Consider the following 24,277-nt stretch of genomic DNA (forward strand, 5'->3'; position numbering starts at 1 on the left):
CAAGGATCAGTGGCCGGCCCCGCAGGCGCGGTCGAGCGGCGATTGGCGCGCATGGCCGGTCAGGAAGCGCCGCACCTTTTCCATCCAGGGTTCGGTATGGCGGCGCACTTCGGCATCGTCTTCCAGGATGCGGCGGATCAGCGCACGCCGGCGTTCGGCTTCTTCCGGGCTTTCGGTTCCCACATCGCCCGTGTGCAGCAATGCTTCGCGCAGCTCGGCCACCGCGCGTTCGAGCGCGATCAGGCGGTCCCAGTCGTTGGCGCGCGCCGCCTCCACCATGCGGGAGGACAGCGCGCACATCTGTTCGTAGATTTCGAGCGGAGCGGGCATCGCGTGCATGGTAGCCTCACATCGTTTTGGCGCTGGCGGAAACAGCGGGTGGATCGTCCGGTTTATTTACGACAGCGTTCCGCCAAACTGTAGCCTGACTTACCCGCGTGGCAGGAAGCCGTCAAAACGTGCCAGGATAGGCCCCGCCGTCGAGTAGCCAGTTTTGCCCGGTGATGTAGCCGGCCTGGGCGCTGCACAGGAAGGCGCAGGCGGCGCCGAATTCGGTCGGATCGCCGATGCGGCCGGCGGGGATGCTGGCGAGCCGTTCGGCCAGCGCCTGTTCATAATCGATGCCCTTGGCTTTGGCTTGCGCACCGACGACGTTGCGGATGCGGTCGGTGTCGAACAGTCCAGGCAGCAGGTTGTTGATCGTCACGTTGTAGCGCACCGTCTTGCGCGCGAGGCCAGCGACGAAGCCGGTGAGCCCCGCGCGTGCGCCGTTGGAGAGCCCCAGTACGTCGATCGGCGCCTTGACCGCCGCCGAGGTGATGTTGACGATGCGGCCGAAGCGGCGCGCGATCATGCCATCCACCGTCGCCTTGATGAGCTCGATCGGCGTGAGCATGTTGGCATCGAGCGCCTTGATCCAGTCCTCGCGCGTCCAGTCGCGAAAGTCGCCGGGTGGCGGCCCGCCGGCATTGGTGACGAGGATGTCCGGCTCCGGGCAGGCTTCGAGCGCCTTCTGCCGGCCTGCCGGCGTGGTGATATCCGCGCAGACTGCCGTCCCGCCAGCGCCGATTTTTTGCACTTCGGTCAGAGTCGTTTGCAAGGCCGCCTCGCCGCGCGCGACGATCGTGACGCTGACGCCTTCCGCCGCCAATGCCAGTGCGCAGGCGCGCCCCAAACCTTTGCTCGCCGCACAGACCAGCGCGCGTTTGCCGCGAATGCCGAGCTCCATGAAGTTTGTCTCCCAGAAGTCAATTGCCCGGGCGCCGGCGGACTAAACTTGCCGCGTCACGTCCGGGAGGATCGAAGATGGCCAAGCATACCTTCAGTTGGGAGGATCCGCTGCTGCTCGACGAGCAGCTCAGTGAAGAAGAACGCATGGTGCAGGATACCGCCCGGCGCTATGCGCAGGAAAAACTCGCGCCGCGCGTGCTGGAGGCCTTCCGCCACGAGCGCACCGACTTGGCGATCTTCCGCGAGATGGGTGAGTTGGGCCTCTTGGGCTGCACGCTGCCGGCCGACTATGGTTGCGCGGGGATGAATTACGTCTGCTACGGGCTCATCGCGCGCGAGATCGAGCGCGTCGATTCCGGCTTTCGCTCGATGATGAGCGTGCAGTCCTCGCTGGTGATGCTGCCGATCTTCGCATTCGGCACCGCCGCGCAGAAAGAGAAATATCTGCCCAGGCTGGCGACGGGCGAGTGGGTGGGCTGCTTCGGGCTCACCGAGCCGAACCACGGTTCCGACCCCGCGAGCATGGAAACGCGCGCGCGCAAGGTCCAAGGCGGCTGGAAGCTCACGGGCAGCAAGATGTGGATCACCAACAGCCCGATCGCCGATGTCTTCGTCGTCTGGGCCAAGGACGATGAAGGCCAGACCCGCGGCTTCGTGCTGGAAAAAGGCATGAAGGGCTTGTCCGCACCGGCGATCCACGGCAAGGTGGGCCTGCGCACCTCGATCACCGGCGAGATCGTCATGGACGAGGTGTTCGTTCCCGAGGAAAACGCCTTCCCCGACATCCGCGGACTCAAAGGGCCCTTCACCTGCCTCAACGCGGCGCGCTATGGCATCGCCTGGGGCGCGTTGGGTGCCGCCGAATTCTGCTGGCATACGGCGCGGCAATACACGCTGGAGCGCCGGCAGTTCGGCCGGCCACTCGCCGCCAACCAGCTGATCCAGAAAAAGCTCGCCGACATGCAGACGGAGATCGCCCTCGGCCTGCAAGGCTGCCTGCGCCTGGGACGACTCAAAGACGCGGGGCGCGACAGTCCCGAGATGACTTCGCTGTTGAAGCGCAATTCCTGCGGCAAGGCGCTGGAAATCGCCCGCCATGCCCGGGACATGCTGGGCGGCAACGGCATCTCGGACGAATATGGCGTGATCCGCCACCTGGTGAATCTTGAAGTGGTGAACACCTACGAGGGCACGCACGACATCCATGCGCTGATCCTCGGCCGGGCGCAGACGGGTATCGCGGCGTTCTGAAAGTCCTGCGATGGGCGCGCTCTCCGACATCAAGGTTCTCGACCTCTCACGGGTGCTGGCCGGCCCCTGGGCGACGCAGTTGCTCGCCGATCTCGGCGCCGAGGTGATCAAGGTCGAACGTCCCGGCACGGGGGATGACACGCGCCACTGGGGGCCGCCCTGGCTCAAGGACGCCAATGGCGCAGCGACGGATACCGCCGCCTATTACCTGTGCACCAACCGCAACAAACGCTCGCTCACCGTTGACTTCACGCAGCCCGAGGGGCAGGCCATCGTCCGCCGCCTCGCGCAGGACGCCGATGTGGTGGTCGAAAACTTCAAGGTCGGCGGCTTGGCGCCTTACGGTCTCGACTATGCGAGCCTTCGTGCCATCAATCCGCGTCTCATCTATTGTTCGATCACCGGCTTCGGCCAGGACGGCCCCTATGCCGCGCGCGCCGGCTACGACTTCCTGATCCAGGGCATGGGCGGCCTGATGAGCCTCACCGGCCGCGCCGACGGCGAGGAGGGCGCCGGGCCGCAGAAGGTCGGCGTCGCGCTCACCGACATCCTCACCGGGCTTTATGCCACCGTTGGCATCCTCGCCGCGCTCCACCACCGTGAGCGGATCGGCGAAGGGCAGCACATCGATCTGGCGCTGCTCGACGTGCAGGTCGCGTGTTTGGCCAACCAGGCGTTGAACTATCTCGTCTCGGGGGTGGCGCCGAAACGCATGGGCAACGCCCATCCGAACATCGTGCCCTACCAGGATTTCCCGACCGCCGACGGCGACATGATCCTCGCCATCGGCAATGACGCGCAGTTCGCGCGCTTTTGCAGCATCGCCGGGCATCCCGAATGGGCGACGGATGCGCGTTTCGCCACCAATGCCGCGCGCGTCGACCACCGCGACGTGCTGATCCCGCTGATCCGTCAGGCGACGGTGACGAAAACGACCGACGAGTGGATCGCGCGACTCGAGGCGGCCAAGGTCCCCTGCGGGCCGATCAACGATCTGGCGCGGGTGTTCGCCGATCCGCAGGTGGTGCACCGGCGGCTGCGCCTCGATCTCGAACGGCCGGAGGGCGGCACGGTGCCGCAGGTCGCCAATCCGCTGAAACTGTCGACCACGCCGGTCGACTACCGCCGTGCGCCGCCCGCCCTTGGGGCCGATACCGACGCGATCCTCGCCGAACTCGGCTACGATAGCGAACGCATCACCCGCCTGCGCGCGGCAGGCGTGATTTGACAACAACCACGAGAGGAGACAACCCATGAAACTGCGTTCCCTGCTTGCTGCATCCGCCCTGCTGCTTTCCGCCGTCACCAGTCATGCCGCCGAATTCATCAACGTGCTGACTGGCGGCACCAGCGGCGTCTATTACCCGCTTGGCGTCGCCTATTCCCAGATCCTCGGCAAGGCGATGCCCGATGCCAAGGCGACGGTGCAGGTGACCAAGGCTTCGGCCGAGAACCTGAACCTGCTGCAGGCGGGCAAGGGCGAGGTCGCCTTCACGTTGGGCGATGCGTTTTCCGATGCCTGGAAAGGGGATGCAGAAGCCGGCTTCAAGGCACCCTTGAACAAGCTGCGCACGCTTGCGGCGATCTACCCGAACTACATCCAGATCGTCGCCGCCGCCGATGCCAACATCAAATCGCTGGCGGATCTCAAGGGCAAGAAGGTTGCGGTCGGCGCGCCGAAGAGCGGCACGGAGTTGAACGCCCGTGCGATCTTCAAGGCCGCCGGTATGAGCTATCAGGATTTCGCCAAGGTCGAATACTTACCCTTCGGCGAGTCGGTCGAGCTGATCAAGAACCGCCAGCTCGACGCGACGCTGATCTCGGCCGGTCTTGGAGTGGCTGCGGTGCGTGATCTCGCCACGGCGGTGAAGATCTCGATCGTGCCGATTCCGGCGGAGGTCATCGCCAAGATCAATGACCCGGCCTATCAGGCGGGCACGGTGCCGGCCAACACCTACAACAACCAGACCAGCGATGTGCCGACGGTGGCGATCCAGAATTTCCTCGCCACCCACGAGGGGGTGCCGGCGGAGACGGTCTACCAGATGACCAAGGCCCTGTTCGAGAACCTCGATCAGATGGTCGCCGCGCACGGCGCCGCCAAGGCGATCAAACTCGAAAACGCCGCGAAGAATCCGCCCGCGCCGCTGCATCCGGGCGCCGAGAAGTATTACCGCGAGAAAGGCTTGATCAAGTAACCGCCGATGCGGATCGAAGCCAGCGCCCCCGATCGGGGCCAGGAAAGTTTCTCCGAGCATGGCGTCACACGCCGGCTCGGCGGGCGCTGGCTGACAGTCGTCTCGGCGGTCGCGCTGGCCTTCTCGACCTACCAGCTCGTCGTCGCCGCCTTCCATCCTTTCTCGTCGCTGGTGACGAGAAGCTTCCATGTCGGCTTCTTGCTGACGTTGACCTTCCTGCTCTATCCGAGCTTCCGCCATGGCGCGCGATTGTCGAAAGTCGGCGCTGGCGATACGGCACTGGCCATCGGCGCTTTCCTGCTGTGCAGCTATCAGTGGCTGTATGAAGGCGAGTTGATCCAGCGCGCCGGTGATCCGACCATCGCCGATCTGTGGGTCGGCACCGCCCTGATCATCCTCGTCTTCGAGGCGGCGCGGCGCATCCTCGGCCTGGCGTTGCCCTTGGTGTGCGGAGCCTTCTTGCTCTACGGGCTGTTCGGCAACTATTTTCCGGGTGACCTCGCCCACCGCGGCTTCGGCTTCGGCCAGATCGTCGATCAGCTCGCCTTCGGCACCGAAGGCATCTTCGGCATCCCGACGCTGGTCTCGGCGACCTACATCTTCCTGTTCATCCTGTTCGGCAGCTTCCTGGAACATGCCGGCATGATCCACCTGTTCAACTCGATCGCGCTCGGTTTCGTCGGCCACACGAAGGGCGGCGCGGCGAAGGTCTCGGTGCTCTCCTCGGGGCTGATGGGCACCATTTCCGGTTCGGGCGTGGCCAATGTGCTGACCACCGGCCAGTTCACGATCCCCCTGATGAAGAAGTTCGGCTATTCGGGCGTGTTTGCCGGCGCAGTCGAGGCGACGTCCAGCATGGGCGGCCAGATCATGCCGCCGGTGATGGGTGCGGTGGCCTTCATCATGGCCGAGAATCTCAACGTGCCCTATGCCGAGATCGTCAAGGCGGCGCTCGTCCCCGCCTGTCTCTATTACGCGACGGCCTTCTGGATGGTGCATCTCGAAGCCGGGAAGAAGCGCCTGCTCGGTTTGCCGAAAGAACAATGTCCGGACCCCTGGCAAGCGATGCGCGCGCAGTGGCATCTGGTGTTGCCGCTCGCGGCGCTGGTATGGATGCTGTTCGCCGGCTACACGCCGATGTATGCCGGCATGACCGGCCTGTCGCTGACCGCGATCCTGATCCTCGGCAGCGCGATCGCCGCGCGGCTCTCATCTACGGCCTTCCGCTACGTTTTCTGGCTCGCGGTGGGGCTCTCGTCAGCGACGCTGGTGAAATGGGGCGTTTATCCGGTGCTGGCGGTGATCGTCGCGCTGGTGGCCATCGCCTTCTCGGTCAAGGGTGGGCGACATACCCTGCACAATCTGAAAAACGCGCTGATCGACGGCGCACGCCAGGCGCTGCCGGTCGGTGTCGCCTGCGCGATCGTCGGCGTCATCATCGGTGTGCTGACGCTCACCGGCGCCGCGTCCAGTTTCGCCGGCTACATCCTCAAGGTCGGCGAGCACAGCCTGTTCCTTTCCCTCATGCTCACCATGCTGGTCTGCCTGCTGCTCGGCATGGGCATCCCGACGATCCCCAATTACATCATCACCAGCTCGATCGCCGCGCCGGCGCTCTTGAAGCTCGGCGTGCCGCTGATCGTCTCGCACATGTTCGTCTTCTACTTCGGCATCATGGCGGATCTGACGCCGCCGGTGGCGCTCGCCGCCTTCGCCGCCGCGAGCATTTCGAAGGAGTCGCCGATGCAGACGGGCCTCAAGGCGGTGCAGATCGCGATCGCCGGCTTCGTCGTGCCGTACATGGCCGTCTATGACAATGCGCTGATGCTGCAGGGCAATCCGTCTGTGCTCGCAGTGGCCTATATCGTCGGCAAGGCGCTGGTGGCGATCGTGCTGTGGGGCGCGGCGGCGATCGGCCACCTGCGCGCGCCGCTCGCCGCTTGGGAGCGCGTGATTGCCGCGCTCGCCGCCTTCCTGCTCGTCGCCGCGCTGCCGCTCACCGACGAGCTGGGCCTCGCACTTGCCGTGCTGTTCATCCTCTGGCACTGGCGGCGTTCAATAGCCGGCGCTGGCGAGACGGCACCATGACCGGCCTGTGCCTCGCCGCCGGGCTCTTGATCGCCCCGCTCGGCGAGACGGTCACGGTGAGCTGGACGCACTCGATCGAGAAAACCCGCTGGGAGGAAGACTGGCGCCGGGAGGATGACCGTTTGCGTCTCGTCGAGGCGCGCATCCGCACCAGTGGCGCGGGGATGGAGCCGCCACCCGGCGCGGTGTTGAAGGACGGCGTCTGGCATTACACGCCCAAGCTGCCGCTGCTGCCGCGGGTGCTGCTGCGCCATTCGCCGCATGTGCCGACCTACACGATCTGCGCGGGGCCAGACTGCCGGCCGGCCGATGCCTGGCTGCCGGGGTTGCCTGGGGACGCGGTGCTAGAGCTGGCGCCCTGCCACTGAAGCTAGAGCGTTGCAATGGGTGTGTGCATCGCGGCCTTGTCCCGAGCGGCAGCAAGGAGCGCCGCGCGCCGCCCGCGCCGCACATTGACGCCGGCGAGCAGCAGCAGACCGATGGCGAAATAACTGCCGGTGAGCAGCAGCGCGCCGCGATGATCGCCGCCGCTCGCCCAAGTGAAGACACCATAGGTCAGCGGGCCGGCGATCGAAGAGAGCTTCACCGACAATCCCCAGAAGCCGAAGAACTCCGCCCGTCGCGTCGGCGGCGCCAACAGTCCGACCAGCGCACGACCGGCCGATTGCGCCGCGCCCAGGCACAATCCGGCAAGATTCGCTGCCGCCCAGAACAAATCTTCGCCCGCTTTCCCCGCCGGCGCCGCCCAAAGCATCAGGATCGCGGCGATCCAGCCGGCCAGCGTCAGCGCGATGGTGCGCAGATGACCGAGGCGGTCCTGCAGGTGGCCGAGTAAAAACGCGCCGATCGCCGCAGTGATGTTGACGACGAAGATCAGCAGCAAGGTTTCTTTGTGACGGAAGCCCATCGCCTGGGTGGCGTAGATCGCCGCCAGCGCGATCACGGCCTGGATGCCGGCCTGATAGAACAGGCTGCAGACGAGGAAGCGCGCCAGATCGGCAAACTGCCGCACCTGGCGCAGCGTCTGCCACACCTCGCGCCAGGCATCTAGCAGCCCTCCTTGCCGTGGGCTTGGCCGGGCGCGCTCCTTGAGCAGCAAGAAGGTCGGCAGGCTGGCGAGCGCGAAGACCCCGGCGGTGATCAGCATGCTGACCGGCACGTAATCCGTGGCGCCGCGGCCATGCGCCTCGCTCCAGGCGACATAGACGAGGCACAGGCCCAGCGTGATGAGCCCGCCGAGATAACCGAGGCTCCAGCCCCAGCCGGAGACGCGGCCGAGCGCGCGCGGACGCGCGAGTTCCGGCAGAAAGGCCGCGATCAGGTTTTCGCCGCTGCCGAAAAAGAAATTGGCCATGATCACGCAGCCGATGGCCAGGGGGACCGCGCCGGGCTGGGCGAACCACAGCAGGGCGGTGAAACTCACACAGCCGAGGGTGCTCATGGCCAGCAGCCGTTTCTTCGCGGCGTGCTGGTCGGCATAGGCGCCCACGAGCGGCGCCGTGACGATGATCAACGCATAGGAGACGGACAATGCGGCCGTCCACGCGAAAGTGCCCCAAGGCGCGTCGCCGGCGACGACGGCGACGAAGTAGGCATTGAACAGCGCGGTGATGACCACCGTGGTGAAGCCGGAATTGGCGAAGTCGTACATCGCCCAGGCCCAGACTTCGCGCGGGCGGACATCGGGGGCAAGCGCAGCGTGTTTCACGGTGTCAGGGAGTGGCTCACAGCGTGACGCGCTGGCCGGGTTGCGGCGCCTCGGCACGCCATCCCAGGCGTTCCCCGATCAGCGCGGCGAAGCCCGTCGCAGTCGTTGCCTCGCCATGCACGACGAAAGTGTGGCGCGGCGGCGCTGTGAATCCGCCGAGCCATTTCAGGAGCGCATCGCGGTCGGCATGGGCCGATAAGCCGCCGAGCGTGTAGAGGCTGGCACGCACCGGAATCTCTTCGCCGAAGATGCGCACGCGTTTCGCGCCATCGACCAGCCGGCGGCCCAGCGTGCCTTCGGCCTGGAAACCGGTGATGAGCACCGCCGAATTTTTTCGCGGCAGGTGGGTGAGCAAGTGATAACGGATGCGCCCGGCCTCGCACATGCCGCTCGCCGAGATGATCACGATGCCGCCCTTGATCTTGTCGAGCGCGATCGATTCCTCGACGCTCTCGACGAAAGCCAGCTTGCGGAACCAGGGTGCGCCGCCGTGCCGGCGCATCAGCGCCTGGGATTCCTCGTCCAGCAGGGCCATGTGCTTGTAGGTGATCTCGGTGGCCGCCGTCGCCATCGGCGAATCGACATAGACTTCGAGTTTCGGGATGCGCCCGCGCCGGGTCAGGTCGGCCAAGAGATAGAGCATGTCCTGCGTGCGGCCGACGGCGAAGGCCGGCACGATCAGATTGCCGCCTTTCTGTTCGATCGTGTCGACGACGGCCTGCACCAGTTCGTCCTCGGTTTCCGGCATGCTCTTGTGCAGGCGGTTGCCGTAGGTCGATTCGACCACCAGCCAGTCGGCATGGTCGATCGGGGTCGGGTCGCGCACCAGTGGGCGCGCCGGTTGGCCGAGATCGCCCGAGAAGACGATCTTGTGACGCTTGCCATCATGTGCCAGTGAGATTTCGACGATCGCCGAGCCGAGAATGTGACCGGCATCGCGGAAACGGCATTCGAGCGTGGGATGAGGACGGAAGCTCTGGTCGTAATCGACCGGCTGCAGCCTTTTCAGGCAAGTGCGCGCCTGCTCGACGGTGTAGAGCGGCGCGAGTTCGTTCCGGCCCGGCTTGCGTGTGTGGAAACGCCGGTAATTCTCGCGCTCGGCTTCCTTCTCCTGGATGTGCGCGGCATCCGGCAGCATCACGCCGAGCAGGTCGCAGGTGGCGGGCGTGGCGAAGATCGGCCCCTTGAAGCCGAGTGCGACGAGGCGCGGCAGCAGACCGGAATGATCGATGTGGGCATGAGAAAGGATCACGAAATCGATCGCGGCCGGATCGAAGGCGAAGGCGCGCAGATTTTTGGCGCGCGCCTCCCGGCCTCCCTGGAACAGGCCGCAATCGACGAGAAAGCGGACCCCGCCGCTTTCCAGCAGATAACAGGAGCCGGTGACCTCGCGCGCCGCGCCCAGGAATGTGAGGTTCACGGCACGCGCTATTGCACTTGGGCCTGCAGCGCGGCGATACGCTCTTCCAGCGGCGGGTGCGTCATGAACAGACGCTTCAAGCCGCTGCCGATGCCGCCACTGATGCCGAAGGCCGCCATCTTGTCGGGCAAGGGCGCGGGGTGCAGCGCGGCGAGCCGTTGTAATGCGGCGATCATGTTCTGCCGGCCGGCGAGCTGGGCACCGCCGCGGTCGGCGCGGAATTCGCGCTGCCGCGAGAACCACATGACGATGAGCGAGGCGAGGATGCCGAGCACCAGTTCGGCGATGATCATCGTGATGAAGAAAGCCGGCCCTTGACCGCGTTCGGTCTTGAACACGACGCGGTCCACCAAATGGCCGATCACGCGCGAGAGGAACATCACGAAGGTATTGACCACGCCCTGGATCAGCGCCAGCGTCACCATGTCGCCGTTGGCGACGTGGCTGATCTCATGGCCGAGCACCGCCTCCGCTTCCTGGCGCGTCATCTGCTGCAACAGACCGGTGGAGACGGCGACCAGCGCATTGTCGCGGTTCATGCCGGTAGCGAAGGCATTCACCTCGGGCGAATCGTAGATGCCGACTTCGGGCATGCCGATGCCGGCCTTCTCGGCTTGTTTGCGGACCGTTTCGACCAGCCAGAATTCGGTCGAATTCGCCGGCGCCTCGATCACCTGCACGCCCATCGCCATTTTGGCCGACCACTTGGACATGGCCAGCGAAATCAGCGAGCCGCCGAAGCCCATCACGGCGGCGAAGATCAGCAGGGCGCCGGGATCGATGCCGCTGGCCTGCAGATAGGGCGCGATGCCCAACAGACGCATCGAGACCGACAAGACGAGCACGATGGCCAGGTTGGTGGCGAGAAAGAGGACGATTCGTTTCATGCAGCGAGTTCTCCTGGGTACGAAGATGCCGATAATGTTAGGCTCTCATGATGCTTCGAGCAATTCGATTAATGTTTAACCTCGATTCGACATTCGCGAAGTATTTATTGTGGCGAACCTGAATTTCAAGCACTTGCGTTATTTCTGGATGGTCGCCAAGGCCGGCAGCATCGCCCGGGCCAGCGAGCGGCTGCACCTCACGCCCCAGTCGATCAGCGGACAGCTCCGGGAATTCGAGGAGGCGCTGGGCGTGCAGCTGTTGCGCCGTGCCGGCCGTGGTCTGGAGCTCACCGAAGCCGGCCAGCGCATTCTCGGCTATGCCGAACAGATCTTTTCGCTCGGCGAGGAAATGCTCGCCGCGTTGCGTGACACGACCCAGTCGCAGACCGTCACTTTTCGCGTCGGCATCGCCGATTCGGTGCCCAAGATGGTCGCCTACCGCCTCGTGGAACCCTCGCTGCGCCTCGACGAGCCGGTGAAGCTGATCTGCCGTGAGGGGAGCCTGGCGAACCTGCTCGGCGAACTGGCCGTGCACCGCCTCGACATGGTGATCGCCGACCGGCCGGTACCGGAGAATCTCAATGTGCGAGCCTATACCCATTTCCTCGGCGCAAGCGGAGTGAGCATCCTCGGCGCGAAGACATTGGTCGACAAATCGTCGCCGAGCTTCCCGCAAGGGCTCGATGGGGCGCCGTTCCTCATGCCAGGGGCGGAAGTCGCGCTGCATGCGCGGCTGTTGCGCTGGTTCGAAGCCGAACGTCTTTCTCCGCGCATCGTCGGCGAATTCGACGACAGTGCGCTGATGTTGGCCTTCGGTCAGGCAGGAGCGGGGTTTTTCGCCGCACCGACGGCGATCGAGCGGCAGCTCGTGCGCCAGCACGAGCTCGTCGTCGTCGGTCACATCGAGAGCGTGCGCGATCAGATCTATGCGATCACCAACGAACGCAAGCTCAGCCATCCGATCATCGCCGCAGTTTGCCGCTTCGCCCAGCACGACATCTTCGGCGCTGCCACCCCGGCAGCGCCGCACAGGACGCGCCAGCGTTCATCATCAGGATAACTCGAATCATTGATCACGATTATTCTGTTTTTCTTTTCCATGAGAGATATCTAAGCTTACGGCTGCATCACCACTTCAGAGGAGACCGAACCATGAAAATCCTTTCCCTGCTTGCTGCCGCCGTGTTGACCGTGGGTCTTGGGGTGGTCGCCCACGATGCCGAAGCCAAACGGCTCGGCGGCGGCCGTCCGCTCGGCATGCAGCGCCAGATCGAGCCCCTCAAGCCGGCCACACCGCCGACCGCGGCCCCTGCTCCCGCGCCGACCAATGCCGCTCCCGCCAAGAGCGCGGCGCCGGCTGCTGCCCCGGCACCGGCGCGTTCTTCCTGGATGGGGCCGCTCGCCGGTCTCGCCGCCGGCATCGGTCTGGCGGCGCTGGCTTCCCATTTCGGCTTTGGCGAGGAACTCGCCTCGCTGATGTTGATCGCCTTGGTCGTCATGGCCGTGCTTGCCGTCGTCGGCCTGGTCATGCGCAAGCGTGCCCTGGCGCAACAGCCGGCTCTGGCCGGCGTAGGCGGCATGCACTATCAAGCGCAGGAGCCGGTCATGGACTCTGGCCATTCCGCTGCCTTGCCCGCTTCCGGTGTGTTCCCGAACGAGCCGGCGGCCCGAGGTAAGATTCCGGCCGATTTCGATGTCGCAGGCTTCGTGCGCAACGCCAAGGTGCATTACATCCGCCTGCAAGCCGCCAACGATGCCGGCAATCTCGATGACATCCGCGCCTTCACGACGCCAGAGATGTTCGCCGAGCTGAAGATGGACATCGCCGAGCGCGGCAAAGCCGCACAGGAAACCGATGTGCTCGACATCGACGCCGAGGTGCTCGAGGTCGTCGAGGAAGGCGATCGCTATGTCGCCAGCGTGCGCTTCACCGGGCATCTGCGTGAGGAGAAGGACGGCCCGGTCCAGACCGTCGATGAGGTCTGGCATCTCGTCAAGCCGCGTGACGGCAAGAGCGGATGGCTGTTGGCGGGGATTCAGCCGTTGCAGTGAGGAAGAGTTGCCTGAAAAGCCACCTGCGGGTGGCTTTTTTCGCTGGCGTAGGACGAAAAAAAGCGCCGACCGTTTGGTCGGCGCTTGTGTATCCTGGCGTCCCCACGGGGATTCGAACCCCGGTTCACACCGTGAAAGGGTGTTGTCCTAGGCCTCTAGACGATAGGGACTTCGTCGTGGTGGAGGTAAGCGGGATCGAACCGCTGACCTCTTGCATGCCATGCAAGCGCTCTCCCAGCTGAGCTATACCCCCTAAAGAGAGGGCGCATTATACATGCGCCGGCCGCCGTGTAAAGCGTGCTGCGAAAAAAATTACAGCACCTTGCCGGGGTTCATCAACCCGCGCGGATCGAGCGCCCGTTTGATGGCGCGCATCATGTCCATTTCGACGGCGCTCTTGTAACGCAGGATTTCTTCACGTTTGAGCTGCCCGAGGCCGTGTTCGGCGGATATCGAGCCGCCGAGTTCATGCACCAGGTCATGCACGATGCGGTTGACCGCCGGCGTCTGGGCGATGAAATCGGCATTGTCCTGGGCGAGCGGTTTCGACTGGTTGTAGTGCAGGTTGCCGTCGCCCAGATGGCCGAAGCAGACGATGCGCACGCCGGGAAAAGCGGCTTCGAGCGCGGCGTCGCAACGCATGATGAATTCCGGAATGCGCGAGACCGGCAGCGAGATGTCGTGCTTGATGGAGAGTCCTTCGCGTTTTTGCGCCTCGGAGATGTTCTCACGCAGCGCCCAGAGGGCGCGCGCCTGGGCTTCATTGGCGGCGAGCGCCGCATCCTGCACGATGCCGGTGTCGATCGCACCTGCCAGCACGGCCTGCAACGGTTCGGCCAGATCGGTGACCATCGTGTCGGCAAGCTCGATCAGCACTTGCCACGGTGAGGTCACGGGGAGGGGATCGCGACTGCCGGGGATGTGCTTGAGCACGAGCTCCAGCGCTGGCCGGCCGATCAGTTCGAAGGCCGTGACGCGCCCGCCGATCTGTTCGCGCAGCCGGGTGAGCAGGGCCACCGCGGCGGTCGGCTCCGGCACGGCGACCCAGGCCGTGGCGATGCTCCGGGGCGGCGAGAAAAGCTTCAGCACTGCGGCGGTGATCAACCCCAGCGTGCCCTCGGCGCCGATGAACAGGTGCTTCAGGTCATAGCCGGTGTTGTCCTTACGCAAGCCGGAGAGGCCATTCCAGATGCGACCATCGGGCAGCACCACTTCGAGGCCGAGACAAAGTTCGCGGGCGTTGCCATAACGCAATACCTGCACACCACCGGCATTGGTGGCGAGATTGCCGCCGATGGTGGCCGTGCCTTCCGCGGCGAGCGAGAGCGGAAACAGACGGCCTGCCGCGGCGGCGGCTTCCTGCACACTGGCGAGCGTGCAGCCTGCTTCGGCGATCAGCGTGTTGTTGTCCGGGTCGAGGGCACGGATGCGGTTCAAACGTGTGAGGCTGACGACGACTTCGCCGCCGATCGGCGTCGCGCCGCCGCACAGCCCGGTATTGCCTCCTTGCGGCACGATGGCGACATTGGCGGTAGCACAGGCGCGCACCACCGCGGCGACTTCTTCGGTATTGGCCGGGCGCACCACACAGAGCGGCTGGCCGCGGTAGCGACCACGCCAGTCGCTGCAGTAGGGGGTGATGTCGGCGGCTTCGGTGAGGACATGGGCACCGCCGAGTACGGCGCGGAAAGTGTCGATCAGCGTGTTCATTGGCTGAGGGCGATCTCGATCGCGGGCAGCATGCGTTTGACGGCGGCGGCGCCCTCGGCGATGGCGTCGCTGGCGCGATGAAAGTCCATCAGGGCGAGATGTGCCAACCGTGGGGCGATCAGCGCGTCCGCCGGTTCGCCGGCCAGCCGGCTGCGGGCGATGCGCACCTGCATGATGTTGATGCTCGTGGCCATCACGGCGGCAAGCGAGGGCACCGCCTCGTCGCGCTTGAGGCCGAGACTCTTCAGCAGGGCGTCGGTCCAGCCCATACCGGCGCCGCTCTTGGCGGCGATGTTGCGCTTGAGGGAACGCCCGACGATGTCGGAGCCGAGGTCGACCGCGATGACGATCTCGGCGCCGAGCGCCCGGCACAGCGACACCGGCACCGGATTGACGAGTCCGCCATCGACGAGGAGCCGTCCAGCGAGATTGACCGGTGCGAACAATCCCGGCAAGGCAATCGAGGCGCGCACGGCGGCGGCCACCGAACCTTCCTTCAGCCAGACTTCCCTTCCGGTGGCGAGTTCGGTCGCCACACAGGCAAAGGGCAGGGGCAGCGCGGAGAAGTCCTTGTCGACGAAATGCCGCTCGAAGAAGGCGATCAGTTTGTCGCCTTTGATCAGACCGCCGGTGAAGCCGGGGTCGAGCAGGCCGACCACGTCCTGCCAGCGCAGGCGGGTCACCCAGCGTTCCAGGGCGTCGATGTCGCCGTCGGCGTAAGCGGCGCCCACCAGCGCGCCGATCGAGCAGCCGCAGACGAGGTCGGGCACGATGCCAGCCTCATGCAGGGCGCGGATCACACCGATGTGCGCCCAGCCGCGCGCCGAGCCACTGCCGAGTGCCAGACCGATCCTGCGTTTCATGCCGGAGGAGGAGCCAGCGTAGCGTAGAGGTCGTGCACGTCGCAATCGGTGATCGTCACCGTGGCGAATTCGCCGACCTCCAGATCGTGGCCGTCGGAGATGTAGACCAGGCCGTCGATGTCGGGGGCATCGCCCATCGTGCGCGCGATCGCACCCTCCTCGTCGATCTCGTCGACCAGCACGGTGAGGGTCTGGCCGATCTTCGCCTCCAGCCGCTGCGTCGAGATGTCTTCCTGATGGCGCAACAGGCGCAGCTTGCGTTCCTCGCGCACGGCTTCGGGTAATGCGCCGGGCAGCAGATTGGCCGTCGCGCCCTCGACGGGCGAATAGGCGAAGGCGCCGACGCGATCGAGCTGTGCGGCGTCGAGGAAATCGAGCAGTTCATTGAACTCGGCTTCGGTCTCGCCGGGAAAGCCGGTGATGAAGGTCGAGCGGAGGGTGAGATTCGGCACGGCTTTGCGCCAGGCGCTGATGCGGTCGAGCACCTTCTCCACGTCGCCGGGCCGCTTCATCAGTTTGAGGATGCGCGGGCTGGCATGCTGGAATGGCACATCCAGGTAGGGCAGGATCTTTCCTTCCGCCATCAGCGGCAACAGGTCATCGACGTTCGGGTAAGGATAGACGTAGTGCAGCCGGATCCACATGCCGAGCTCGCCCAGCTCCTTGCAGAGTTCATACAGGCGCGTCTTCACCGGCCGGCCGCCGACGAAACCGGTGCGATAGCGGACATCGACGCCATAGGCGCTGGTGTCCTGGGAGATGATGATCAGCTCCTTGACGCCGGCATGGGCGAGCGTCTCGGCTTCCTTGAGCACCTCGCCGATGGGGCGCGAGACGAGATCACCACGCAGGGACGGAATGATGCAGAAGCTGCAACGGTGGTTGCAGCCTTCGGAAATCTTCAGATAGGCGTAGTGCTCGGGTGTCAAACGAATGCCCTGCGGCGGCACCAGATCGACGAAGGGATCGTGCGCCGGGGGAAGATGGGCATGCACCGCGTCCATCACCTCCTGCAAGGCATGCGGGCCGGTGACGGCGAGCACCTGCGGAAAGGTTGCGCGCACGATGTCGCCCTTGGCGCCCAGACAGCCGGTGACGATCACTTTGCCGTTTTCTTCGAGCGCCTCGCCGATCGCAACGAGCGATTCCTCGATCGCCGGGTCGATGAAGCCGCACGTGTTGATGATCACCAGGTCGGCCCCGGCATGGTCGCCGGAGATTTCGTAGCCCTCGGCGCGCAGCCGGGTGAGGATCTGTTCGGCGTCCGAGGCGGCCTTCGGGCAGCCGAGTGAAACGAAACCGACGCGCGGCACGCGCGCCTTCTTTCTCGATACCACTTACTTTTTCTTCTCGGACTTCGCCGTCGCGGACGAAGGGCTGGGCGCCGTAAAGCCCGCGAACATCTTCCGGGTCTGTTCCTGGATGTTTTCCTGCATCTGCTGGAACATCTTCTGGCTCTGCTCGACGTAGGCGCCCATCATGCTCTGCATCGCCGGCCCCTGGAAGGTGAGGAATTGCGACCAGAGGTCCTTGCTCATCGCGGCGTTGTCGCCATAGAGATGCTTGACCTGTTCCTGCAGCTTTTTCTGCATCTCGGTGAAGGCCATGATGTTGTTTTCGAGATACTGGCCCAGCATGCCCTGCATCGCGTTGCCATAGAAACGGATCATCTGGGCGAGCAGGTCGGAGGTGAACATCGGCGCGCCGCCCGCTTCTTCTTCGAGGATGATCTGCAGCAGGATGCTGCGCGTCAGGTCTTCGCCGCTCTTGGCGTCGACGACGCGGAATTCCTCGTGTTTCAGGACCAGCTCCTTGACGTCGGCCAGCGTGATGTAGGTGCTGGTGCGGGTGTCATAAAGGCGGCGGTTGGGATATTTCTTGATCAGTCGGGTTGTTTCGGCCATGGTGTCGATTCCTTTTTTGGGAAACACTGAATAAGTCTGCTGCGCGGTCGGTGTGCTTCGTTGCGCGGTGCTCGGATGCTCGCCTATCTCCATGATATGTCTCGCATCCTGCGCTCCGTGCGCCTTGCCCTCCGACCGCTCGCGACGACTTCTTCAGCATTTCCATAGGCGTTGCGATGTTACAACGCCTTTTCCTTGACATACCGCCCGGGCGCCGGCTCTCCGGGGGGATGCTTCCTGCTGCCCAGCCGGCCACGGGCGGGGACCTCGCCACCGGCGAACTGCTTGAGCCAGTCGGCCCAACGCGGCCACCAGCTACCGGGAACTTCGGTCGCGCCGGCCAGCCAGCGTTCGGCATCCGGCGTATTGCTGTCGTTCACCCAATGGCTGCGCTTGTTCTTCGCCGCCGGGTTGATGACGCCGGCGATATGGCCGGAGGCACCGAGCACGAAGGTGGACGGCCCCCCCAGATGCTTGCGGCCGAGATAAGACGATTGCCAGGGGACGATGTGGTCCTCGCGCGTGGCGAGGATGAAATGCGGCATGTCGACCTTGCCGAGGTCGGCCTTGACGCCGCACATTTCGAGCTTGCCCGGCACGCGCAGGCTGTTTTCCAGATACAGATGACGCAGGTACCAGGCGGCGAACGGCCCGGGCAGATTGGTCGAGTCCGAATTCCAGTAGAGCAGATCGAAGGGCGCCGGTTTGTCGCCTTTCAGGTAGTTGCCGACGACGTATTGCCAGATCAGATCGTTGGCGCGCAAGGCCGAAAAGGTCGATGACAGCTCACGCGCGGTGAGCAGGCCGCCGTTGCCGATCGTCGCTTCGCGCTGGGCGACCGACTGTTCATCGACGAACAGGCCGATCTCGCCGGTGTCGGTGAAATCGAGCAAGGTGGTGAGCAAGGTGAGGGAAGTCACGGCAGCGTCGCCACGTGCCCGCGCGACGGCCAGCGCCGCGGCGAGGATCGTGCCGCCGACGCAGAAACCGAGCGCATTGACTTCATCGACGCGTGTGATTTCGCGCACCACTCCGAGCGCCGCGAGCGGCCCTTTTTCGAGATAGTCATCCCAGGTGAGATGCCCGAGATCGGCCTGGGGGTTGCGCCAGGAAATCAGGAAGACCGTCTGCCCCTGTTCCACGACGTAGCGGACGAAGGAATTCTCCGCCTGCAGGTCGAGGATGTAGTACTTGTTGATGCAGGGCGGCACGATCAGGAACGGCCGTTTCGCCACCGTCTCGGTCAGCGGCGCGTATTGGATCAGCTGGATCAGCTCGTTCTCATAGACGACCGCGCCGGGGGTGATGGCGAGATTGCGGCCGACCTCGAAGGCCGAATCGTCGGTCATCGAGATGCGGCCTTTCTCCATGTCGGCGATCAGGTTGGCGAGCCCCTCCTTGATGCTCTCTCCTTGGGTCTCGATGGCCTTCTGGATGAATTCGGGATTGGTGGCGGCGAAGTTCGACGGCGCGAGCGCGTCGACGAACTGGCGGGTGGCGAACTGGAGGCGTTTGCGCGTCAGCGCATCGGGCGCCGGCAGCAGCTCGGCCGCCCGTTTCAGATACTGGGCATTGAGCAGATACGCCTGGTGAAGATAGTCGTAGATCGGGCTCATCCGCCAGGCGGGATGGTTGAAGCGCCGGTCACCGGGCTCGGGCTGCACCATGGGGGCGGCCGGGGATTGCTGGTCGCGCTGGAGCATCGCCTGCCAGAGTGCCGCATGGCGTTCGCGCCATTCCTGCTGGAGGGCGGCAAGCGCGGAATTCGGGTCGGGGGGGAGCGTCATGACGCAGCTGGCGGCACGGGGTGTAGGTGCGGCATTCTGCAATGCAGCATATGGGCTGTCAATGGAGAGAGAGCGAAGGGTGGTCGGGAAAGTCAGGAGAGGTGCAGTGGGAATTTTTATACTTTTGGTAGTATCCGGGCAAACGCGAATAGTCGTCCCCGATGTATCTGCCCCGACTGCCCCATCGCCTTTTCCTCCTTGGCGCCTTCCTGATGACGCTTGCCGGCGCCTCGCTGGCCGAGGCGCCCTACCGCATCGAGGTGCTCTACTGGTCGATGAACATCCCCGGTCAGGTCGCCATGCGCCAGGGCGTGGAAGCGGCGGCGGAGCACATCAACCGCACCGCGCGGGCGAGAGGCAAGCGTGGCGTCGAGCTGGTTGGGCACGTGGCGGGTGATGGGCCGGCGGGGGTCGAGCGGCAGATCGCGCAGATGTTCGCAGCGGTGCGTGCCAAGCCCGACGTGATCCTCGTCCAGCCCACCGATAACGCCGCGCTTGCCGAACCTCTGCGCGCTGCCAATCGCGCCGGCATTCCGGTGGTCGCCTACGACCAGTACATCAGCGGCGGCAAGCTTGCCGCCTACGTTACGTCCGACAACCGCCAGGCCGGCTATCTCGGTGGCGAATATCTCGCCGCGCTGTTTCCCGGCGTCGATCCGCTGCGTCTGGTCATCGTCGAATACCCGCTGGTGTCCTCCACCGTCGAACGGCTCAATGGTTTTCTCGACGCCCTACGCGACTACAAGGTGCGCTACAAGGTGCTGAAGACCTATCAGGCCGTCGAGCCGGAGTCAGGCCGCAAGGCAGGCGAAGCCATCCTGCGTGATTTTCCCGAGCGCGGCAGTATCGACGCGGTGTTCACGGTGAATGATGGCGGCGGACTCGCGGTCGTAGACGTGCTGGCCCATGCGGGACGCGACGAAATCGCCGTGGCGACCATCGACGGCGATCCGGCCTCGGTCGACAATATCCGCCGCCGGCGGCTGACGCGCATCGACGCCGCCCAGTTTTGCGGCCCGCTTGGCGCCGAGGCGCTCAAGGCGGCTTATGCCGTGGCGCGCGGTGAGACGGTGCCAAAGCGCCTGCTCATCCCGGTCTTTCCCATTACCGCCGAGACGCTCGAGCGCTATCCGGGTTGGCTTGGCCCGATTCCCGAGGCATTCCGCAAGCCCTGGCGTTCGGATCGGCCGCTGTGGGACAACCGCCCGCAGTCGACGCCATGAACCCATCCTCCGTCAATCCACGCATGCTTGCCGACGTCGACCGGCGTCTTTCGCTGGCCTTCGGCGGACTGATCTTCGGTCTGATGGTCCTCGTACTCATCGCCGGCGGTCTGTATTTGCGTGGCGTCATGGAGCGCGAGGAAGACAAGCTGTCGACGCTGGTCACCCAAGTGCTGGCGAACGCCGTGAGCCGGGTGAGTTTTTCGGGGAAATACCACGCCCGGCTGTTGCTGGAGGAAATCCGCGCGGCCCAACCCAGCATTCTCTATCTACGGCTCGTCGACCCGCAAGGCACGGTGTTGGCCCACAGTAATCCGGCGTACAACGACAGCCAGCTCGATGCGGCCGCGCTCGCGGCGGCGCGCACGGTGTTTACTGACGCCGTTCCCCGCACCGTGCGGCATCTCGTCCTCGATGGCGAGCCGTTGCGCGAAGTCAGTCTGCCTTATCGCGGTGGCTACGACGATGCCATCGTCGGTGTCATCCAGGTCGGCCTGTCGGAACGCGAACGCAACGAAGCCATCGCCGACGGCGTGCTCTACATCTTGCTATTGGTGTTTTTCCTCATGCTGCTCGGCATCGTCGCTACGCGCCGCATCAGTGCCGCCCTGGCAGGACCGGTGCGGCGTCAGCTGCTGCTGGCCGCCTCGGTGTTCGATGCCAGCCGCGAGGGCATCCTGATCACTGACCGGGAGCAGCGCATCCTGCGCGTCAATGCTGCTTTTACGCGCCTGACCGGCTATACGGAGGCGGAACTGCTTGGCATGACGCCCAAACTTCTGCAATCCGGCCATCATGACCCGGAGTTCTACACCGCGCTGTGGCGCGACCTGAAACGGCACGGGCAATGGCAGGGCGAGGTACTCGACCGTCGCCGCGACGGCCAGATCATACCGGTGCTGCTGTCGATCAGTGTGGTCAAGGACGCCGGAGGCGACGTGCTCCATTACGTCGCCCTGCACACCGACATCTCGCGCATCAAGGAATCGGAGGCGCGTCTGGAATACCAGGCGCGCCACGATCATCTCACCGGTCTCGCCAATCGTCTGATGCTGCATTTGCGCCTGGAGCACGCATTGAGCCGCGCGCGGCGGGAAAACACGCACCTGGCGCTCTTGATGCTCGACCTGGATCGCTTCAAGGATGTCAACGACAGCTTTGGTCACCTGATGGGTGATGCGCTGTTGCGCCAGGTCGCCGAGCGCCTGATTGGCCGCGTGCGCAGCGCCGATACGGTCAGCCGCCTCGGCGGCGACGAATTCACCGTGCTGCTGGAGAACATCGAAAATCCCGCCGAGGCGGCACGCGTCGCCGACGACCTGATCCGAGAACTGAGCGAGCCGTTTTGCTTGCCGAACGGCAACGAAGTCGTCGTCGGCGCGACGGTCGGCATCGCCATCTATCCCGAGCATGGCGCGAGCGAAGAGGCGCTGCTGCAAGGAGCGGATGCCGCGCTTTATCAAGCCAAATCGGAGGGACGCGGTCGTTATCGCTTCTTTTCCGATGCGCTCACGCAGGCAGCACGCGAACGCATCGAGCTCGAGGCGCGCCTGCGCCGCGCTGTCGCACAAGGCGAACTGCTGCTGCACTTCCAGCCCCAGTACGACATTGTCAGCGGTGCGCTGGTCGGCGCCGAGGCGCTCGTGCGTTGGCAGAGTCCCGAGGAAGGGCTCGTGCCACCGGGTCGTTTCATTCCGGTCGCCGAGCAGTCGGGCCTCATCGAGGCCATCGGCGACTGGGTGCTCGCCGAGACCTGCCGCCAAGGCCAGCGTTGGAATCAGGCCGGCCTGCCGGCGCTGACGCTGGCCGTCAATGTGTCGTCACGCCAGTTCCAGCGCAGCGACTTTGTCGATCGGCTGGCGAACATTCTCGAGGAAACAGGTTTTCCATCCCAGCGCCTCGAGCTGGAATTGACGGAAAGCACCCTGATGGAACATGGGGCGCAGGTGCTGGAAACGCTCGGCCGCCTGCGTGCGCTGGGCATTCGCATCGCCATCGACGATTTCGGCACCGGCTACTCTTCGCTGGCTTATCTCAAGCGCTTGCCGATCGACGTGCTGAAGATCGACAAGTCCTTCGTCGATGACATCCCACGGCTGTCGGATGACATGGAGATCACCGCGACCATCATCGCCATGGCCCACGCGCTGCGCCTCAAGGTATTGGCCGAGGGGGTCGAGACCCATGCGCAGTTGGATTTCCTGAGGGAGCGCGGTTGCGACTTCTACCAAGGATTTTTGATGAGCCGGCCGTTGCCCGTCGATGCATTCACGCGGCTGCTCGATCGGCAACGCGTTTCATGAGCGCCAGATCAGGCTCGCCATTCTCCCGGTGATGCCGTCGCGCCGATACGAGTAAAAACGCTCTGTATCGCGGACGGTATCAAAGTCGGCGCTGGTGATAAGGCACACGCCGAGGGCTTCGAGGCGCAAGGTGGCAAGCCGGTAGATGTCGCACAGCCATTTGCCATTCGCCTGCGCACGGAAGGCGCTCGCGGCGGCCGGGTCGTGAGCGAGAAAAGCATCGCGCACCTCGCCGCCGACCTCGAAGCTCTGCGGGCCGATCGCCGGTCCGAGCCAGGCGATGAGCTGCTTGCCGGGAAGCTGCATCGCCGCGACTGTCGATTCGATGACGCCGCCGGCTAGGCCCCGCCAGCCGGCGTGCGCGGCCGCGACGACCGTGCCGGCTTCATCGCACAGCAGCACCGGCAGGCAATCGGCGGTGAGCACCGCAAAGACGACGCCAGGCTGGCGGGTAAATGCCGCATCGGCCTCGCAGCCTTTTGCGATGCTTGCCGCATCGACGCAGCGCGTGCCATGCACCTGCTTGAGCCAGACCGGCTCGGCGGGGAGCAGCGTGCGTAACAGGCGGCGGTTTGCGGCGACGGCTGCCGGATCGTCGCCGACGTGGTCGGCGAGATTGAAACTCGCATAGGGAGGTTTGCTGACGCCGCCGGCGCGCGTCGTGACGAGCGCATGGACGTTCGTCGGCGCCGGCCAGTCGGGGATGATGAGATCAGCCGGCACGCAGCGCCTCCAGCAGGGCGGCGAAATCCACCGGCAGCGGTGATTCCCATGTCATCTCGGTGCCGGAAGCGGGATGCGCGAGCGTAAGCCGATAAGCATGCAGCGCCTGGCGGCCAAAGGCGTCGAGCAGCGCATTGCCGCTTTTCTTTTTGCCATAGACGGGGTCGCCGACCAGCGGGTGGCCAAAGCTGGCCATATGCACGCGGATCTGGTGCGTGCGGCCGGTCTCCAGCCGGCATTCGAGCAGCGTTGCGCGCGCGAAGCGTTCGCGCACGGCGTAGTGCGTGCGCGCCGCCTTGCCCCCCTGTTTCACCACCGCCATCTTGATGCGTTGCACAGGATGCCGGCCGATCGGCGCATCGATGCTGCCTCCCGTCGCGACCTGACCATGCACCAGCGCCAGGTAATGCCGCTGCACCTGGCGCGCGGCCAGCGCGCGGACGAGCTGGGTTTGCGCCGCGAGGGTCTTGGCCACCACCATCAGGCCGGAGGTGTCCTTGTCGAGGCGATGGACGATGCCGGCGCGCGGCACTTCGGCGAGTTGCGGCGCATGGTGCAGCAGCGCATTCATCAGGGTGCCACGCTCGTTGCCGTTACCGGGATGGACGACCAGACCCGCGGGTTTGTCGATGACGATCAGGCTGTCGTCCTCGTAGACGATCGGCAGCGGGATGTCCTCGGCCACTGTCGCGGAAGTCGGCGCTGGCAAGACGGCACAGAAGATGCGCTCGCCGCCATGCACCTTGCGTTTGGCATCGGCAGGCAGGCCATCGAGGAGGATCGCGCCACTTTTCAGCCAGCCCTGCAGGCGACTGCGCGAATGCTCGGGAAACAGCCGCGCCAGCGCCGCGTCGAGCCGCAGGCCCGCGCAGTCGGCCGGCAGGGTGATTTCGCTATAATCGACCGGACTCATCCGCCTTCCCGAGATTG

General features: G+C 65.0%; 21 protein-coding genes and 2 tRNA genes. 9 read left to right on the plus strand and 14 right to left on the minus strand.

What is annotated here, in order from left to right; genetic code table 11:
- Nucleotides 1-6: 6 nt before the first annotated feature.
- Nucleotides 7-330 carry a flagellar protein FliT gene (locus M52SOB_RS03395; protein ID WP_284155180.1) on the minus strand — a complete coding sequence of 108 codons (324 nt, stop codon included), beginning with the start codon at nt 328-330 and terminating at the stop codon, nt 7-9.
- A gap of 121 nt (nt 331-451) precedes the next feature.
- The gene (locus M52SOB_RS03400; RefSeq protein WP_131110577.1) at nt 452-1,228 is read right to left on the minus strand and encodes an SDR family oxidoreductase; all 777 of its coding nucleotides are present in this window, start codon (nt 1,226-1,228) and stop codon (nt 452-454) included.
- A gap of 77 nt (nt 1,229-1,305) precedes the next feature.
- Here M52SOB_RS03400 and M52SOB_RS03405 point away from each other — a divergent pair, with 77 nt between their 5' ends.
- The 5 genes from M52SOB_RS03405 to M52SOB_RS03425 are packed head-to-tail and all read left to right on the plus strand — an operon-like array spanning nt 1,306 to nt 7,135.
- Nucleotides 1,306-2,481, plus strand: a complete 1,176-nt coding sequence (locus M52SOB_RS03405; protein WP_131110578.1) for an acyl-CoA dehydrogenase — start codon at nt 1,306-1,308, stop codon at nt 2,479-2,481.
- A 10-nt stretch (nt 2,482-2,491) separates the two neighbouring features.
- The gene (locus M52SOB_RS03410; RefSeq protein WP_131110579.1) at nt 2,492-3,709 is read left to right on the plus strand and encodes a CaiB/BaiF CoA transferase family protein; all 1,218 of its coding nucleotides are present in this window, start codon (nt 2,492-2,494) and stop codon (nt 3,707-3,709) included.
- A gap of 25 nt (nt 3,710-3,734) precedes the next feature.
- Nucleotides 3,735-4,679, plus strand: a complete 945-nt coding sequence (locus M52SOB_RS03415; protein WP_131110580.1) for a TAXI family TRAP transporter solute-binding subunit — start codon at nt 3,735-3,737, stop codon at nt 4,677-4,679.
- A 6-nt stretch (nt 4,680-4,685) separates the two neighbouring features.
- Nucleotides 4,686-6,767, plus strand: coding sequence for a TRAP transporter permease (locus M52SOB_RS03420; RefSeq protein WP_131110581.1), 2,082 nt, complete (start codon nt 4,686-4,688; stop codon nt 6,765-6,767).
- Complete coding sequence (locus M52SOB_RS03425) at nt 6,764-7,135, plus strand: DUF1850 domain-containing protein (RefSeq protein ID WP_131110582.1); 372 nt, start codon at nt 6,764-6,766, stop codon at nt 7,133-7,135. The genes M52SOB_RS03420 and M52SOB_RS03425 overlap by 4 nt, the downstream gene beginning before the upstream one ends.
- A gap of 2 nt (nt 7,136-7,137) precedes the next feature.
- Here M52SOB_RS03425 and M52SOB_RS03430 read toward each other — a convergent pair whose 3' ends face one another.
- The 3 genes from M52SOB_RS03430 to htpX are packed head-to-tail and all read right to left on the minus strand — an operon-like array spanning nt 7,138 to nt 10,782.
- Nucleotides 7,138-8,475 carry an MFS transporter gene (locus M52SOB_RS03430; protein WP_348542199.1) on the minus strand — a complete coding sequence of 446 codons (1,338 nt, stop codon included), beginning with the start codon at nt 8,473-8,475 and terminating at the stop codon, nt 7,138-7,140.
- 16 nt (nt 8,476-8,491) lie between these two features.
- Nucleotides 8,492-9,895, minus strand: coding sequence for an MBL fold metallo-hydrolase RNA specificity domain-containing protein (locus M52SOB_RS03435; RefSeq protein WP_131110583.1), 1,404 nt, complete (start codon nt 9,893-9,895; stop codon nt 8,492-8,494).
- An 8-nt stretch (nt 9,896-9,903) separates the two neighbouring features.
- Complete coding sequence (htpX, locus tag M52SOB_RS03440; protein WP_131110584.1) at nt 9,904-10,782, minus strand: protease HtpX; 879 nt, start codon at nt 10,780-10,782, stop codon at nt 9,904-9,906.
- Nucleotides 10,783-10,891: 109 nt separating this feature from the next.
- On the opposite strand from htpX, the gene nhaR reads away from it, so the two are divergent.
- Nucleotides 10,892-11,842 (plus strand): transcriptional activator NhaR, encoded by a 951-nt coding sequence (nhaR, locus tag M52SOB_RS03445; protein WP_131110585.1) that lies wholly within the window; start codon nt 10,892-10,894, stop codon nt 11,840-11,842.
- A 92-nt stretch (nt 11,843-11,934) separates the two neighbouring features.
- A complete protein-coding gene (locus tag M52SOB_RS03450; protein WP_131110586.1) occupies nt 11,935-12,834 on the plus strand; it encodes a Tim44 domain-containing protein in 900 nt (299 codons plus the stop codon).
- Between the two features lie 94 nt (nt 12,835-12,928).
- Here M52SOB_RS03450 and M52SOB_RS03455 read toward each other — a convergent pair.
- The 7 genes from M52SOB_RS03455 to phaC all read right to left on the minus strand — a co-directional run bounded on the left by M52SOB_RS03455 (nt 12,929) and on the right by phaC (nt 19,098).
- Nucleotides 12,929-13,004, minus strand: a tRNA-Glu gene (locus M52SOB_RS03455).
- Between the two features lie 7 nt (nt 13,005-13,011).
- Nucleotides 13,012-13,087, minus strand: a tRNA-Ala gene (locus tag M52SOB_RS03460).
- A gap of 59 nt (nt 13,088-13,146) precedes the next feature.
- Nucleotides 13,147-14,544 (minus strand): FAD-binding oxidoreductase, encoded by a 1,398-nt coding sequence (locus tag M52SOB_RS03465; protein WP_131110587.1) that lies wholly within the window; start codon nt 14,542-14,544, stop codon nt 13,147-13,149.
- Complete coding sequence (gene rssA, locus M52SOB_RS03470; protein WP_131110588.1) at nt 14,541-15,407, minus strand: patatin-like phospholipase RssA; 867 nt, start codon at nt 15,405-15,407, stop codon at nt 14,541-14,543. Before rssA ends, M52SOB_RS03465 begins: the two co-directional genes overlap by 4 nt.
- Nucleotides 15,404-16,744 carry a 30S ribosomal protein S12 methylthiotransferase RimO gene (gene rimO / locus M52SOB_RS03475; protein ID WP_131110589.1) on the minus strand — a complete coding sequence of 447 codons (1,341 nt, stop codon included), beginning with the start codon at nt 16,742-16,744 and terminating at the stop codon, nt 15,404-15,406. Before rimO ends, rssA begins: the two co-directional genes overlap by 4 nt.
- Nucleotides 16,745-17,311, minus strand: coding sequence for a polyhydroxyalkanoate synthesis repressor PhaR (gene phaR, locus M52SOB_RS03480; RefSeq protein WP_131110590.1), 567 nt, complete (start codon nt 17,309-17,311; stop codon nt 16,745-16,747).
- Between the two features lie 179 nt (nt 17,312-17,490).
- On the minus strand, nt 17,491-19,098 hold the full coding sequence (gene phaC, locus M52SOB_RS03485) for a class I poly(R)-hydroxyalkanoic acid synthase (RefSeq protein ID WP_131110591.1): 1,608 nt from the start codon (nt 19,096-19,098) through the stop codon (nt 17,491-17,493).
- A 161-nt stretch (nt 19,099-19,259) separates the two neighbouring features.
- On the opposite strand from phaC, the gene M52SOB_RS03490 reads away from it, so the two are divergent.
- Together M52SOB_RS03490 and M52SOB_RS03495 are read left to right on the plus strand one after the other, a co-directional pair.
- Nucleotides 19,260-20,321: a sugar ABC transporter substrate-binding protein gene (locus M52SOB_RS03490; protein ID WP_284155181.1), complete on the plus strand. Its 1,062-nt coding sequence runs from the start codon at nt 19,260-19,262 to the stop codon at nt 20,319-20,321.
- The gene (locus M52SOB_RS03495; RefSeq protein ID WP_131110592.1) at nt 20,318-22,624 is read left to right on the plus strand and encodes an EAL domain-containing protein; all 2,307 of its coding nucleotides are present in this window, start codon (nt 20,318-20,320) and stop codon (nt 22,622-22,624) included. Before M52SOB_RS03490 ends, M52SOB_RS03495 begins: the two co-directional genes overlap by 4 nt.
- Here the strand turns inward: M52SOB_RS03495 and pgeF are convergent.
- Together pgeF and rluD are read right to left on the minus strand one after the other, a co-directional pair.
- On the minus strand, nt 22,619-23,347 hold the full coding sequence (pgeF, locus tag M52SOB_RS03500) for a peptidoglycan editing factor PgeF (protein ID WP_131110593.1): 729 nt from the start codon (nt 23,345-23,347) through the stop codon (nt 22,619-22,621). The two genes, M52SOB_RS03495 and pgeF, sit on opposite strands and share 6 nt — an antisense overlap.
- Complete coding sequence (gene rluD / locus M52SOB_RS03505) at nt 23,337-24,260, minus strand: 23S rRNA pseudouridine(1911/1915/1917) synthase RluD (protein ID WP_131110594.1); 924 nt, start codon at nt 24,258-24,260, stop codon at nt 23,337-23,339. The genes pgeF and rluD overlap by 11 nt, the downstream gene beginning before the upstream one ends.
- Nucleotides 24,261-24,277: the final 17 nt, after the last annotated feature.

Origin of the sequence: Sulfuricystis thermophila, assembly GCF_004323595.1 — a bacterium.
Classification (GTDB): Bacteria; Pseudomonadota; Gammaproteobacteria; order Burkholderiales; family Rhodocyclaceae; genus Sulfuricystis; species Sulfuricystis thermophila.

Bases quoted from the DNA above. Each gene is read 5' to 3' on its own strand.
- M52SOB_RS03395 (WP_284155180.1), bottom strand. From the start codon at position 330: ATGCCCGCTCCGCTCGAAATCTACGAACAGATGTGCGCGCTGTCCTCC.
- M52SOB_RS03400 (WP_131110577.1), bottom strand. From the start codon at position 1,228: ATGGAGCTCGGCATTCGCGGCAAACGCGCGCTGGTCTGTGCGGCGAGC.
- M52SOB_RS03405 (WP_131110578.1), top strand. From the start codon at position 1,306: ATGGCCAAGCATACCTTCAGTTGGGAGGATCCGCTGCTGCTCGACGAG.
- M52SOB_RS03410 (WP_131110579.1), top strand. From the start codon at position 2,492: ATGGGCGCGCTCTCCGACATCAAGGTTCTCGACCTCTCACGGGTGCTG.
- M52SOB_RS03415 (WP_131110580.1), top strand. From the start codon at position 3,735: ATGAAACTGCGTTCCCTGCTTGCTGCATCCGCCCTGCTGCTTTCCGCC.
- M52SOB_RS03420 (WP_131110581.1), top strand. From the start codon at position 4,686: ATGCGGATCGAAGCCAGCGCCCCCGATCGGGGCCAGGAAAGTTTCTCC.
- M52SOB_RS03425 (WP_131110582.1), top strand. From the start codon at position 6,764: ATGACCGGCCTGTGCCTCGCCGCCGGGCTCTTGATCGCCCCGCTCGGC.
- htpX (WP_131110584.1), bottom strand. From the start codon at position 10,782: ATGAAACGAATCGTCCTCTTTCTCGCCACCAACCTGGCCATCGTGCTC.
- M52SOB_RS03450 (WP_131110586.1), top strand. From the start codon at position 11,935: ATGAAAATCCTTTCCCTGCTTGCTGCCGCCGTGTTGACCGTGGGTCTT.
- M52SOB_RS03465 (WP_131110587.1), bottom strand. From the start codon at position 14,544: ATGAACACGCTGATCGACACTTTCCGCGCCGTACTCGGCGGTGCCCAT.
- rssA (WP_131110588.1), bottom strand. From the start codon at position 15,407: ATGAAACGCAGGATCGGTCTGGCACTCGGCAGTGGCTCGGCGCGCGGC.
- phaR (WP_131110590.1), bottom strand. From the start codon at position 17,311: ATGGCCGAAACAACCCGACTGATCAAGAAATATCCCAACCGCCGCCTT.
- phaC (WP_131110591.1), bottom strand. From the start codon at position 19,098: ATGACGCTCCCCCCCGACCCGAATTCCGCGCTTGCCGCCCTCCAGCAG.
- M52SOB_RS03490 (WP_284155181.1), top strand. From the start codon at position 19,260: ATGTATCTGCCCCGACTGCCCCATCGCCTTTTCCTCCTTGGCGCCTTC.
- M52SOB_RS03495 (WP_131110592.1), top strand. From the start codon at position 20,318: ATGAACCCATCCTCCGTCAATCCACGCATGCTTGCCGACGTCGACCGG.
- rluD (WP_131110594.1), bottom strand. From the start codon at position 24,260: ATGAGTCCGGTCGATTATAGCGAAATCACCCTGCCGGCCGACTGCGCG.